This window comes from Lachnotalea glycerini, assembly GCF_003201285.1.
In the GTDB taxonomy this organism is placed as follows: Bacteria; Bacillota; Clostridia; order Lachnospirales; family Lachnospiraceae; genus Lachnotalea; species Lachnotalea glycerini.
In genome coordinates this window covers 1-13,984 of the sequence record NZ_QICS01000024.1, presented here as the reverse complement: position 1 = coordinate 13,984, position 13,984 = coordinate 1, and the positions used below count along the sequence as shown (strand labels likewise).

Genomic DNA, 13,984 nt, shown 5'->3' with positions numbered 1-13,984 from the left:
GGGCTGTCATTTTTTCTAGCCATAAAAAAACCTCCAAACTGTGTAAGTTTATCTTACATCAGTTTGAAGGTTTACACAAACTTTGGGATAGTCCCGGGGGATAATTCCTAGCAATTATTTCTCTACTCTATTTATAATCTCTATGAATAATCTTACAAATCCATCCTGTACCATTCCTACTACATTTGCCAACAATAAGTCTACATTATACTTTTGATACAGCTCACGAATAAACTAACAAATAATAGCTGCTTTTAAGATAATGAAATTTTAAAAACCATATTAATATATCCACTTGTATTAATATTAAAATATATAGTTCCCTTATAAGTGCCACTTTTCTTTACAATTAACTGAGCATTTTGGTTTACGTCATATGATGTATAGTATGTATATTCATTAGCATCATAATCTCTAAAATAAGCATCAATAGAAGTGATTTTTGCTACATTATCAACGCTGGAATATATACCTGTTACAGTTCCCCTAATCCAAGTTCCATCAAATAAATAGTATTGAAAGCTCTTCGTGTTTTGATTGGTTAAGCCACAGTTAGCTGATATAGTAGTTGAAACACCTACTTTATTTGTTGGTGCTGCCATTGCAGTTGCACTTGTCATTACGAGCATTAAACATAATGCAATAAAAATACGAATTATTTTTTTGTACATTTGAATTTCTCCTTCTATTTGTCTGTTTTAGTAGTTAACATATAGTATACCTTTTCCGTCTATGTAAGTCAACGTTTTAACAAGATAATATTACTCAAATAAAGTGTTTTATTTCTATTTAATTTTAACATAACTTTGTGTACCATAGGTTGACGTAGTTGAACCGCTTGTTTGCCAGCAGCGTAATTCTATGGTAGTTGTACCCGTTAATTTTAAAATATGTGTAAGATTAATTTCAGTATATCCATTTTTCCTACATTCACGTGAATCACCCGCAATAGTATCACTCCCTATTTTAAATATAACAGCTCTATTACCAGTGTCATTATCTGCAAAAACTACTTGTGCTTCAACGATATAAACTCCTGCACTTAACACTATTTGTCTAAGCACTGTCTCAACGCTAGTTGAAACGTTTGCACTTATATCAAATGTATTATAAATACCTACACCATTCAAAGCCTCATTTAACTGTTTGCCCATTGCCGCTGAAAGTGCTGTTTCTGATTCATCTGTTTCCAAATCATTTGAAATCTTAACTTTTGTCTTTCCATCGCTTGATGCTTCCAGACCAGTTCCAATCTTAATATGACCTAATGTTGTATTTGATGCTACCTTTTCTACATGATTATTAACTTCACTGATACTCTTTTTGAATTTTCCCCACATTGTACTATTTGTATCAGTACTGTCAATCTGACTCAATTCATCTGGTTCTATAATCTCTGCAATTACACCTGCATTTATATGAGTATCAGTATTACTTAAATGCTCATCAATAATATCTATATTATTGTTGAAAGGTTCCATGTTATAAATCTCTTCACTTACTGGTTTTTGTAATCCATTTACTGTTATTTGCATATTTTTATCCTCCTATTATTAAATAAGTTTTTAGTTAAAATTCAAATAACATTTATTTCGCTGTTCAGTCAGCTATAATTTGTAGTCAAAGTATAGCATGTATTAATGTATCATTGTGTATCTTGTTAAAGTTAGTTCTCACTAAAAAGCACCCCAAATGTTAGACACAATATATCTATATTTGGAGTGCTTTTCATATGGATGCTTTTTTAATTTTTATAGCAATAGTTTAAATTTCTTCCCTAAATCCAATTAATGTTCTTACTAATATTCCATCAACATAAATCTCAAATTTCGAATCGTCTACCCAGCTAAAACTAAAAGTATGAGCACTTTTATTATCTCTAACTATAAAGGCTGAAGTTACATTTTGATTCCCTATATTGCTTGTATTTATTGCAGTAGAAGCGTTTTGTTTACTCTCTAAACTTTTATTCAACTGAGCCCCCATTGCTGCTGAAAGTGCTATTGTTGAATCATTTGTAGTTAAATTATTAGCAATTTTAACATTTGCCGTTCCATCTTGCATTTGTAAACCACTACCAATCTTAATATGTCCCAATGCGTCCTTAGATGCAACTTTATCAATATGATTTATTAATACACTGATTGATTTTTTAATTTTTCCCCAAAGTGTACTATTTGTATCATCACTATTAATTTGTATTAGTTTATCTGGTTCAGCTGCTTCGTCAATTTGACTTGCGTTTACGTGAATGTCTGTATCACTTAAATGCTCATCTAAAATTTTAGCGTTATCGTTGTAAGGGTCTACATTAAATATTTCCTGACTTATTGGTAGCTTTATTCCATTTTGTGTTGTTTCCATAAAATTTCCTCCTATTATTCAAATGATTTATCTCATTAAATTTATTATTAGCATCAGTTTCCAAATAACATTTTTTACGCTGTTCAGTCAGCTATCAATTTGTAATTAAAGTATAACATTACTTAATGTATCATTGTGTATCACGTTTATTTAAATAGTTGTCTATTAATATCTGTTATCAAGACTTAGCAAAGGCAAAGAAATAAAAATTGCATTCAATGAACCTTTGTAATTAATACGAAATAGAATTAGAAAACTTTAATCCGACAGGGATATAACCAAATTTATTCTAGCATTAAAGCAGATTGAATATAGATATTAAGCTTTTAAATAAACAGCTTAATAATGCATATGTAAATACCGTTATTAAAGAAGTTATTAAAAAATCGATTATAATAAAGCAAAAGCTGGATAGTCTACTATACGCGAATAGAATCTTAATAATTTTCACAATTAATTTTATAATATCCTTGAGGGTAATCACAGATTGGACAAATGACTGGTGCACAATCTCCCCAATAAACGTTTCCACAATTAATACAAATCCATACCGATTCTTTATCCTTACAAAATACTTTTTTATTTTCAACGTTAGAAGCAAGCCTTGAAAATCTATAATCGTGATGCTTTTCTATTAAGGCCACTCCTTCAAATAGATTTGCAATATCCTCAAAGCCTTCTTCAGAGGCCACTTTAGCATATTCCTTATACATAGTAGTCCACTCGTAATTTTCAATTCTAGCTGCTTCCTGCAGATTTGTTAATGTATCCGGAAGTACTCCGCCATTTAGTGCCCTCAACCAAATTGTTGCATGTTCTCTTTCATTTGAAGCCGTTTCAAAAAAAATTTCTCCAATTTGTATATATCCTTGATTTTTTGCAATTAAGCCATATATATTATAGGTTGTGCTCGCTATTTTTTCTGCATCCAATGCTTTCAGTAAATTTTGAAAGGTTTGACTGTCTCTAAAATCCACTCTATCTCTCCAAAATCTTTTTCCTTAAATCATATGCTTAAAATTGCTTAAACTTTCATACATTTTTCATTTTCAGACAAATCGTTATGTGCACACATTTTTTAACCCAACATATATTATAGTACTATTATTTAGGAGGGATTTATGAAAATTAAAAGCTTATACTTTGTTTTTGCTATCTTACTTTGCTTTACCTTTTCCGGATGCAAACAGGTAAAATCAACAAATGGTGACAAAAATATAACAGTAAACGAAGTGGCACATTCTATTTTTTATGCACCGCAGTATGTTGCAATTGAAAATGGATACTTTGAGGAAGAAGGACTTAATGTTACGCTAGTGACAGGCTTTGGTGCCGACAAAACTATGACTGCCGTACTGGCTTCAGAAGCCGATATTGGCTTTATGGGATCGGAAGCCTCCATTTATGCCTATAGTGAAGGTGCCAACGACTATGTTGTTAATTTTGCTCAATTGACACAACGAGCAGGCAATTTCTTAATTGCAAGAGAGCCAATCGACAATTTTACATGGTCTATGCTTCAGGGTGCCACAGTTCTTGGAGGAAGAAAGGGTGGAATGCCAGAAATGGTATTTGAATATATCTTAAAGAAAAATGGAATTGACCCTGCTACGGATCTAACCATTAATCAAAATATTGATTTTGGTTCTACTGCAGCAGCCTTTTCAGGAGGACAGGGTGACTTCACGATTGAATTTGAACCAGCTTCAACCACTTTGGAAGAACAGAGCGATGGCTATGTTGTTGCTTCACTTGGAGAAAGCAGTGGCTATGTTCCCTATACTGCTTATAGTGCTAAAACAAGCTATATTAAGGAAAATCCGGAAACGATCCAAAGTTTTGTCAATGCTTTGCAAAAGGGCATGAATTATGTAGCGAATCATACTCCTGAAGAAATTGCAAAAATTATTGAACCGCAATTTAAGGAAACTGATTTAGATACAATTACAGCGATTGTGACTCGTTATTATAATCAAAATACTTGGAAAGATAATGTTGTTTTTGAAAAAGACAGCTATGTTTTACTGCAAAACATATTAAATGAGGCAGGGCAACTTGAGGAATATGCACCATTTGATAAATTAGTTGATAATACCTTTGCTGAAAATGCCAAATAGAATTACATTGTCAAAATATAAAGTACCAATCACAGTATTTACATACATATTTCACACTTTGTCTATTGAATTATAGGCTCTTTACTAGTAGAATTGTAACTACAGATTGAAAGGAGCATGCTATATGAAAGAAAAAATAAGGCATTTTATGGCAGGTAGATATGGTGTTGATGAATTGACTCGTTTTATTCTGTTACTAGACTGCTTGCTTATGGTTTTTTCATTGTTGCTACGTAATAGTGTCATGAATTTTATTTGTATTTTTCTCATTCTACTTTGCTATTTGCGAATGTTTTCGAAAAATTATAGTCAAAGATTTAAAGAAAATCAAATGTATTTAAAATACTATGATAGATTTGCCAACAAATATGCCAGTGTAAAATACGCAATACAGCAACACGGCATTTATCATATTTACAAATGTCCATCCTGTAAGCAGAAAATTCGTATTCCAAAAGGAAAAGGAAAAATTAGTATTACTTGTCCAAAATGCAATAAGCAATTTATAAAACACAGTTAATAACCAAACAGGATGTCGATTTTATCGACATCCTGTTGTTTTATGACAATATACCTATCCTAATCACTTTAAGCTAATCAGCCAAAACCTCATAACCATTCTCCGTTACTAAGACCATTATTTCCCATTGTGCAGATGGCTTACCATCTTTTGTGTAAACGGTCCACTCGTCTTCTTCATCTACATAAACATCAGATTTACCCATATTAATCATCGGCTCAATTGTGAATACCATACCCGGTGCCATCATCATTCCTGTATTTTTAGGAATCACGTAGCTTACCCAAGGTTCTTCATGAAATTCAAGACCTATCGCGTGACCTCCTATTTCTCTTACTACCGTATATCCGTTTGCCTGTGCATGATCATTAATTGCTTGTGCAACATCACCTAAAAATCCCCAAGGTTTCACCTGCTCAAGCCCTAAATACATACATTCTTTTGCTACATTTACAAGCTTCTTCTTTTCTTCACTTACTTCACCAATGCAATACATTCTTGAAGAATCAGAAAAAAGACCGTTCAATATGGTGGAGACATCAACATTTACGATATCACCCTCCTTTAATATTGTTTCCTTAGATGGAATGCCATGGCACACTACTTCATTAATGGAAACACAAACACTCTTTGGATATCCCTCATAATTAAGAGGAGCAGGTATTCCTCCCATCTGGGTTGTTTTTTCATACACCATTTTATCTATCTCTTCGGTTGACATTCCTACCTTAATGTTCTCCCCTATGTAATCTAAAACAGCTACATTAATTTTACTGCTTTCTCGCATACCCTCTATCTGTTGTGGGGTTTTTATCATCTTATGCGACGGTACGATATGACCCTGACGTTTTGCAGCAACAATCTTACTGTCAAAGGACTCATGGCACAATTTATATTTCTTATTACTTTTGCACCAGCACATATCGTTTCTACCTAATTTGTTAAACATTTTCATTCCTTCTTCTTTTTTAATCTAATGATACTGAATCATTATAACACTTATTAAATGTTTTTCCAACCTCAGGCAATCGATCGCTTACTCCTTGAAAAAGTACGTTTCCAGCAAAGTTTTGTACTTATTAGCTATTTTTTATCATTATCATCATCTAAATCAAAAATCTGTAATTCAAAATCATCAGAATCGTCAAAATCATCTTCGCTGTTTTCCAATTCATCCTCTTTTGTTTTTTTCTTACCAAACGCTTTATTCGCCTTTTCAGACTTAGCTTTCTCTTTCTTCTCAAGTTTAGCCGCTTTTCTCATTTCTTTCTTGGTTGGCATATCATCTTCAAATTCTTCATCATAATCATCTTCATAATTATCATCGAATTGATTTTTTTCTGTCAAATCTTTATTAATATCATCCTGAGGAAGATCTTCGTTTTGAATTTCCTGTGCCCAGATTTCTTCTGTCTCATCTTCTTCATCCTCCTCAATAATTGGATGGCGTTTATCCGACAATTTGAATGCTAGATGAATAATCGCAAAAATAAGGATTACAGCTAGTACAATCAAAGCATATATAATTCGCATCTTGCTTTGTATAGTCGAATTATATTTATCATTTAATTCCGCATACATAACTTGATAGGAATCACCACTTGTCTCCGTTGTATCTGTCTCATAATAATATCTTTGAACGGTTTTTTCCACAACATCATATAAATACAGATTCTTATTACCCTCTGAGGTCATAAGATAAAGTAAATAGTATTCTGAATTACTATCCGATTGCCAACCACTAACTGCAACCCCTCCAACAGAAATTGCTGTAGATGTAAAACCGCTTGGAATTTCTACCCCTTCGTCTAAATTTACAACACTATATTCAAGATTTGGATAAATTGGAGCATAAATAGAAAAGCCATTGTTTTCCTCATCATATACATAAAAGCAATATGGCTCTTCACCTATTTGGTTTAGATAAAATAATATCATATCATCTTTTTTTAACGCATCAACTGCAACTCCGTCATATAGATAGCCTATATATTCAAACCCTTCCGGAATCACACTTTCTGGAATTTTACATACATAAAACGGAGTTCCTGCAATTTCTACTTCAACATCCTTTTTCGGGGGGGTTACAATTTTACTGTCCTGCGTTTCCTCAGTTTCTGTCTCTTGTTGCTGGTCTTCGTCTGTAGATTCATTCGTTGTTACCTCGGCCTGAGTATCACTTACAACTAGATCACCGGATATCGTAACTGTTGATGAACCCACCTTACTCATTTCTATAGCAGTATCATTGCTGTCTTTAATATCATAAGTTGATATTTTTATGTTAGAAGTTCCAGCCTTTAGCGCTTTAAATTCTAGCGAATAAGTCTTAATTGACGAGTCTGCCGTACCGGATAACTGAATCGTACCGGACTCACCCGTTGCCTGAGTGCCACTTACAAATTCCAGAACTGATTTATCATATGTAAGCTCCATATCTACTGATTTAATTGTTGTACTGCCTGTTGCTGTCACTTTCACAGTAACAGAAACACTATCTCCTGCCTCTGCAGTGGGATCAGATAATGAAATTGTTCCAGATGAAGCATATACTATACTACTTTTAATGCCTATCATCAAAATACATGTCATTATCATCAAAGTTATTTTTTTTAATGCGTTCATTAATTCTTTCCTCCACTATTGGGTAATGTATACCCTAGTAATGTTTTATTTTAGTAATCTTATTTTCATAACTGCGGTTGCCTTTTTTCCCTCAATTGTATCTAAAGATTTTAAAAATACAAATGACAAAGTTAACCTTTTGATTATAACTTATTTTTATATATTTGAACATACTAAATTTTAAATATACTATTTTTAATGTCAAAAAAGATATTTCAGTGTATTTTTTATAAAATTCAAATGAAAAAACTTAATTCGTAACTGGGAAATTAATTTGTGTCCAAAGAGTTGACAATATCCAAATAGAAATGAAAGGCTAATGCATTGAAATAGTATATATAGACTTATACAAAGGCAGAAAATGAATTGTTTTATGTACGATGAGATGGAATGATTGAGCTTATGACAGATCTTAAAATTTAATATATAATTGTAAAATGGAAAGAATGAAAGCTTCTTTCCATTTTTATAATAAACAAATAGACCTTGGTAGAGGGTAGCTATTTGTTATTAACGATTATTTAAATTTATATGAATGGGTATAGCATCTTCCATTACATCCACATTTAAATAGTTCTTAACTAAATTAAATTTGTATGCTGCTGTAGCTGCAGCTAATGCTATTTCATAACGTTCACTTTTATCTAAGTAGGCATTCACACTAATTTTGGAAGAATTGACGATCGTAATTACCATTATTTCATCCTTATGATTAAGATGATCAACTGCTGCCATTGCAACCTTCTCTAGCATTATTGTTGCAATGGAATCATCCGTTGGTATATATGAAGCATTGTACAAATTCCCTTCGCAAAAAAAAGATTCTGTAAATATGCTTAGTAAATCATCAATATGAATCGTATTTTCAACCATCATCATTTCCATAACTTTCACTCCTTTTGTTCTATTACCTACTGCTAAACCGTTTTAATTTCTTTACTATAATTATATACAATATTTCTCTTGACAATAGTGGAATTATTGCTTGATACCATGTAAAAAGTGCTATATACTTAACATAGAAGCTATGCTATCTACTTATAATATAACATTGAAGCAATACCATTGGAAGGGAGTGTTATTGACTTGGATAAGGAAAAAAGAAGCGGATATTTAAATCAAAAATTCAGACTATTTCACCTTCAGGATAAAACGAGCAAGGAATTCGATTTTCATTATCATGATTTCTATAAAATAATAATTTTTTTAAAAGGAAATGTAACCTATTTTATAGAAGGAAAGGCTTATTATTTAAAACCATGGGATATTCTTTTAGTGAATCATCACGATATGCATAAGCCAATCATAGATTCTACTCAAGAATATGAAAGAATTATACTTTGGATTGACAACGACTATATCTCTGCCCAAAATAATACCGACTGTGACATTACAACGTGCTTTAAGCTGGCAAACGAGCGAAGCTTCAATCTAATCAGACTCGAAACCAAATTCCAAAGCAGATTGAAAATGATTATTAAAGAACTTGAGCTTACTCTAAATTCAAAAGAATTTGGCAGTGTTTTGATGAGTCATGCTCTCTTTATTCAATTCATGATTTATATAAACCGAATTTTTTTAGGAAATCTATATTTAAAGAGTGACGATTCTTTAAAATATGATAAGCAAATTGAAAAGGTATTAAATTATATTAATGAGAATCTTACAAGTGATCTTTCTGTGGAATTTCTTTCTGAGCAATTTTTTATCAGCAAATACTATTTGATGCACAAATTCAAGAAAGAAACTGGTTTTACATTGCATAACTACATTTTGCAAAAAAGATTAATGATGTCTTATAAGCTGATACAAGAGGGTGTTCCTGTTCTCAAGGCAAGTGAGCAATGTGGTTTTAAGGACTATTCAAGCTACCTAAGAGCTTTCAAAAAGCTTTTTCATAAATCCCCTAGTGAAGTATCTTTATCATAACTATAGCATTTTGTGGAAATACGTATTATAATGGTGGATAACTAACTATATATCAAGGAGGAATCTATGAAAAAAATAATTGATATCATTGAGTTGGAGCTGATTACAGCTTTTTCCAATTGTGGATATAATGAGAAATATGCGCGTATCACTTTGTCAAACAGACCTGATTTATGTGAATATCAGTGTAATGGTGCATTGGCGGCTGCCAAAGAATACAAAAAAGCTCCTATTATGATTGCAAATGAAGTGATTGAACAATTAAAAAGCAGTGAATTATTTGATTATAAGGAAGCGGTAATGCCTGGTTTCATCAATCTAAAATTAGCTCCTGCATTTTTGGCGAGCTATTTAAATGATATTTCTAAGGACGAGCGTCTTGGCTGTGATAAAACTGAAAATCCTAAAACAATAGTAATTGATTACGGCGGTCCAAATGTTGCAAAGCCTTTGCATGTTGGACATTTACGTTCTGCAATTATCGGTGAGAGCATTAAGCGCATCGGTAGATTTGTCGGTCACAATGTAATTGGAGATGTTCATTTGGGAGATTGGGGTCTTCAGATGGGATTAATTATAACCGAATTAAAACTTCGTAAGCCTGAATTGGTATATTTTATCGATAACTACAATGGGGAATATCCAACTAAAGCACCTTTTACCATATCAGAGCTTGAGGAAATCTATCCGGCTGCAAGCGCTAAGTCCAAAAAAGATGAAGCTTATAAGGAAGAAGCAATGCAGGCGACCTACCTGCTTCAAAATGGCCACTGCGGTTATCAGGCTCTTTTTAAGCACATCTTGGATGTGTCAGTAACCGATTTAAAGAAAAATTATGAAGCTTTGAATGTATCCTTTGATTTGTGGAAAGGTGAATCCGATGCTCAGCCGTATATCCCTGATTTGGTTCAGTATATGAAAGATAATAATTATGCTTATATTAGTAATGGGGCTTTAGTTGTTGATGTAAAAGAAGAAACCGATACAAAGGAAATTCCTCCTTGTATGATTTTAAAATCAGATGGAGCTTCTTTATATAATACAACTGACCTTGCTACAATCATAGAACGTATGAAACTGTTTCATCCTGATGAAATTATTTACGTTGTGGACAAGCGTCAAGAGCTATATTTTGAACAGGTATTTCGTTGTGCCAAAAAAACCAAGCTCGTTAAAGAGGATACCAAACTAAAGTTTTTAGGTTTTGGTACAATGAATGGAAATGACGGCAAGCCTTTCAAGACAAGAGAAGGCGGCGTTATGCGACTGGAATCACTGATTGCAAATATTAATGAAGAAATGTATCAGAAGATGAAAGCGAACAGAGACTCAATCTCAGATGCAGAGGCTCATGAAACCGCTAAGACTATTGGCTTATCTGCAATGAAGTACGGAGACTTATCCAATCAGGCTTCTAAGGATTATGTATTTGATATTGACCGATTCACTTCATTTGAAGGTGATACGGGTCCTTATATCCTATATACGATTGTGAGAATTAAGTCCATTCTTGCCAAATATGCCAATATGGATGGTTCTCTTGAAAAGGCTGCCATTAACCCCTCTAAATCAGAGAGCGAAAAGACACTTATGCTTGAACTTACCAAGCTTAATAGTGTAGTGGAGGCAAGCTATGAGGAAATTGCACCTCATAAAATATGTTCTTATATTTACGATTTGGCAAATGCTTTCAATCGCTTTTATCATGAAACTAAGATTCTTACTGAGAAGAATGAATCAGTCAGAGCCGGATGGATTAAACTTTTAATACTGACAAGAGATATTTTAGAAACAAGCATTGATCTACTGGGATTTAAGGCACCTGAGCGCATGTAGAATATGGATCAATAGAGAAAGCAGTTGGTAGATTATACTACTAACTGCTTTTCTCTGTTGATTATTATTCTTTTTTCATTATCGTGAAGACAAAATTTCATCAATTAATCCGTAGTTCTTTGCTTGCTGTGCTGTCATAAAATAATCTCTTTCCATATCCTCCTCAATCTGTGTGATTGGCTGTCCTGTCTGCTTAGCATATATTTCATGAAGCTTTTTCTTTGTCTGATCTAACCATTCGCTATGAATTTTTATATCAGTTGCCTGTCCTGACAATCCACCTGAAATGGATGGCTGATGAATCAACACTTCACTGTTTTCTAGTGCAAAGCGCTTACCTTTTGTCCCCGCTGTCAGAAGCAATGAAGCTGCGCTTCCAGATTGACCAATACTGATTGTAGAAACATCACATTTAATATAATTCATCGTATCCATTATTGCAAAACCATCGGTTACAGATCCCCCAGGACTGTTGATATAAAAATTAATATCCTTCTCACTGTCGCTTGATTCCAAAAAAAGCATCTGTGCTATTATCAGGCTTGCTGATTCATTAGAAACCACACCGTTTAGCATAATTATTCTATCATTAAGTAATCTCGAGAAAATATCGTAGGAACGTTCTCCCCGGGATGATTGTTCAATTACCATTGGTATTAACTGACTCATTGTTGACCTCCACTCTATTTATGCAGCTAAATTCATGCTTTGAGCGTGATAAGCTGTGATATTTAGCACATGATTTCTGCTTCCATTTATCTTACGGTATCTCCCTGGTGTCATACCATACATTCTCTGAAATGCTCTTGAAAATGCTTCCTGAGAACCATACTGATATTTCAAAGCAATATCAATGATGGATCGATTCGTTTTAATAAGCTCTTTTGAAGCTTCCTGCATTCGCCGCCTGCTTATATATTTAGTAACTGATTCTCCTACTGTTTTATGAAAAATCCTGTGATAATAGTACTTTGACAGATTTGCCTTTTCAGCAAGCTGTTCAAGACTGATTACATCCTCCAAATTCTTTTCAATATACTCAAGTGAATCTTTCATTTCTGTTTGATAATCCATTTATCTTCACCGCCTTTTATAAAGTTAGACTTATTATATTATAAATCTGATATAAATTCTTGATAATTTTTGCTTTTATATTTATCTAGCTTTTACTACCGTAATATTATATCAAAGTAATAAAATTATATTGACTTAGATAAAAATATTAACTATAATCAATTTGTAACCAATTGTCTATTTATTTAGTTAATTATCAGTTTATTAAAAACAAAGGGGGAATTTGATGATGAACAAAAAAATCAAAAGAATTGCATTTGGCGGCTTTCTAATCGGCGTCATTGCAATGACAAATTTATTTGGGGGAACAAAAACTGCAAAAGCAGCGCCTGTAGGAGGTTATTCTTATGCTACTGGTTCTACTGAAAGTAAGACTGTTGTTAAATCTTTTGCAGAATTGCAAAAGGCATTTAACGAACACAAGCATCATATTGTCATTTCCGGATATATTAGTGCCGGATCTACAATAAAAACATTTACTTTTGCAGATACAAGCTGGAACAACGTTACCGTAGAGGGGGAAGCAGGTGGTAAAGCTGTACTTGAAAATATTCAATTAAAATTCGATGGAGAATTACTTTCAAACGGAACTAATATTAGTAATATTGTTGTAAAAAATATTACTTTCCGTGGAAATATATCCGTTCTTCAAAAGCTTAGTGGCGCAGATACACAGCCTGGTGGCATTGGAACAAACTATTTAGGTATTTCTTTTCGCCGTACAACAAATGCTTTAGTTGATCATTGTACCATATATGATACAAGTGATGATTTAACTTGTGTTACATTAGGATCTGATAAAATTACATTTCAATACTGCCATTTTTACTTTTCAAATGCATGGGTAAATATGAATCCTAATCCCATCTGGAATTGGGTTGGAAAAAATCAAGATTTAGCCTCTGAACGTCTTGCAATGGTTATTGGTGCAAATCGAAATGATTCGTATGAATATGGAGGAAAAATGCTTCATGTTACGTTGCATCATAATTGGTTTGGTCCAAACATGAAAGGACGTCCACTTATTCGTGGCTTTGTACATGAATATAATAATTATTTTGATAATAGTACTGGTAGAAGTGATCAATACAACGCTAATCAGATTGGCAGCGGCAGCGTTATATATTCTGAAGCTAACTATTTTTACAAAACCAATCAAAGTAATCAGGTTGGTCTTGATCAAAATGGGGATTCTTATAAGTTCTATGAACGTAATAATGTTTACAATGGTACCACCGGAACTTCCCAAAAAGGAGCATCATTCCCATCAACAACAAATTTTGGTTATACCTATACGGCCGAAAGTGCGTCTCTTGTTCCATCAGATGTACAAAATAATGCCGGCCCTAAATAATTACATTCACTAATAGTGCAACTCAAAAATCCCCTTCAAACTGGCTTTTATATCAGTTTGAAGGGGCTTAACTGTTTTTGTGGGTTCACTTTTGATGTGAATCTCTCCCGGCATTGATACAATATCCCCGATTCCCGCTGTTGCTTTCATCGTGTTTGGTGACAA

Annotated in this window: 14 protein-coding genes; 5 read left to right on the top strand and 9 right to left on the bottom strand. The window is 33.1% G+C overall.

Translation table 11 applies throughout. From position 1 onward, the window contains the following. Positions 1–254: 254 nt before the first annotated feature. The 4 genes from C8E03_RS21345 to C8E03_RS21330 all read right to left on the bottom strand — a co-directional run bounded on the left by C8E03_RS21345 (position 255) and on the right by C8E03_RS21330 (position 3,341). Positions 255–671 (bottom strand): hypothetical protein, encoded by a 417-nt coding sequence (locus C8E03_RS21345; protein WP_110292072.1) that lies wholly within the window; start codon positions 669–671, stop codon positions 255–257. 114 nt (positions 672–785) lie between these two features. Next, positions 786–1,535, bottom strand: a complete 750-nt coding sequence (locus C8E03_RS21340) for a hypothetical protein (protein WP_110292071.1) — start codon at positions 1,533–1,535, stop codon at positions 786–788. Between the two features lie 229 nt (positions 1,536–1,764). Further along, positions 1,765–2,364, bottom strand: coding sequence for a hypothetical protein (locus tag C8E03_RS21335; protein WP_110292070.1), 600 nt, complete (start codon positions 2,362–2,364; stop codon positions 1,765–1,767). 437 nt (positions 2,365–2,801) lie between these two features. After that, positions 2,802–3,341 (bottom strand): rubrerythrin family protein, encoded by a 540-nt coding sequence (locus C8E03_RS21330; RefSeq protein WP_094375978.1) that lies wholly within the window; start codon positions 3,339–3,341, stop codon positions 2,802–2,804. Between the two features lie 144 nt (positions 3,342–3,485). On the opposite strand from C8E03_RS21330, the gene C8E03_RS21325 reads away from it, so the two are divergent. Together C8E03_RS21325 and C8E03_RS21320 are read left to right on the top strand one after the other, a co-directional pair. After that, positions 3,486–4,481, top strand: a complete 996-nt coding sequence (locus tag C8E03_RS21325; protein ID WP_110292069.1) for an ABC transporter substrate-binding protein — start codon at positions 3,486–3,488, stop codon at positions 4,479–4,481. Between the two features lie 124 nt (positions 4,482–4,605). Beyond that, the gene (locus tag C8E03_RS21320; protein ID WP_207657822.1) at positions 4,606–5,001 is read left to right on the top strand and encodes a hypothetical protein; all 396 of its coding nucleotides are present in this window, start codon (positions 4,606–4,608) and stop codon (positions 4,999–5,001) included. 73 nt (positions 5,002–5,074) lie between these two features. Here C8E03_RS21320 and C8E03_RS21315 read toward each other — a convergent pair whose 3' ends face one another. From C8E03_RS21315 to C8E03_RS21305, 3 genes are all read right to left on the bottom strand, one after another. Next, a complete protein-coding gene (locus C8E03_RS21315) occupies positions 5,075–5,950 on the bottom strand; it encodes a methionyl aminopeptidase (protein ID WP_094375976.1) in 876 nt (291 codons plus the stop codon). Positions 5,951–6,084: 134 nt separating this feature from the next. Further along, on the bottom strand, positions 6,085–7,626 hold the full coding sequence (locus C8E03_RS21310; protein ID WP_110292068.1) for a cohesin domain-containing protein: 1,542 nt from the start codon (positions 7,624–7,626) through the stop codon (positions 6,085–6,087). A 510-nt stretch (positions 7,627–8,136) separates the two neighbouring features. Further along, positions 8,137–8,511, bottom strand: coding sequence for a hypothetical protein (locus tag C8E03_RS21305; RefSeq protein ID WP_110292067.1), 375 nt, complete (start codon positions 8,509–8,511; stop codon positions 8,137–8,139). A 201-nt stretch (positions 8,512–8,712) separates the two neighbouring features. On the opposite strand from C8E03_RS21305, the gene C8E03_RS21300 reads away from it, so the two are divergent. Further along, positions 8,713–9,555: an AraC family transcriptional regulator gene (locus C8E03_RS21300; protein WP_110292066.1), complete on the top strand. Its 843-nt coding sequence runs from the start codon at positions 8,713–8,715 to the stop codon at positions 9,553–9,555. Positions 9,556–9,621: 66 nt separating this feature from the next. After that, positions 9,622–11,391 (top strand): arginine--tRNA ligase, encoded by a 1,770-nt coding sequence (argS, locus tag C8E03_RS21295; protein ID WP_110292065.1) that lies wholly within the window; start codon positions 9,622–9,624, stop codon positions 11,389–11,391. 78 nt (positions 11,392–11,469) lie between these two features. Here argS and C8E03_RS21290 read toward each other — a convergent pair whose 3' ends face one another. Continuing rightward, positions 11,470–12,060, bottom strand: coding sequence for an ATP-dependent Clp protease proteolytic subunit (locus C8E03_RS21290; RefSeq protein ID WP_094375972.1), 591 nt, complete (start codon positions 12,058–12,060; stop codon positions 11,470–11,472). A gap of 18 nt (positions 12,061–12,078) precedes the next feature. Continuing rightward, positions 12,079–12,465, bottom strand: a complete 387-nt coding sequence (locus C8E03_RS21285) for a helix-turn-helix transcriptional regulator (protein WP_094375971.1) — start codon at positions 12,463–12,465, stop codon at positions 12,079–12,081. Positions 12,466–12,691: 226 nt separating this feature from the next. Here C8E03_RS21285 and C8E03_RS21280 point away from each other — a divergent pair, with 226 nt between their 5' ends. Then, positions 12,692–13,819 carry a hypothetical protein gene (locus C8E03_RS21280; RefSeq protein WP_201798238.1) on the top strand — a complete coding sequence of 376 codons (1,128 nt, stop codon included), beginning with the start codon at positions 12,692–12,694 and terminating at the stop codon, positions 13,817–13,819. Positions 13,820–13,984 lie beyond the last annotated feature (165 nt).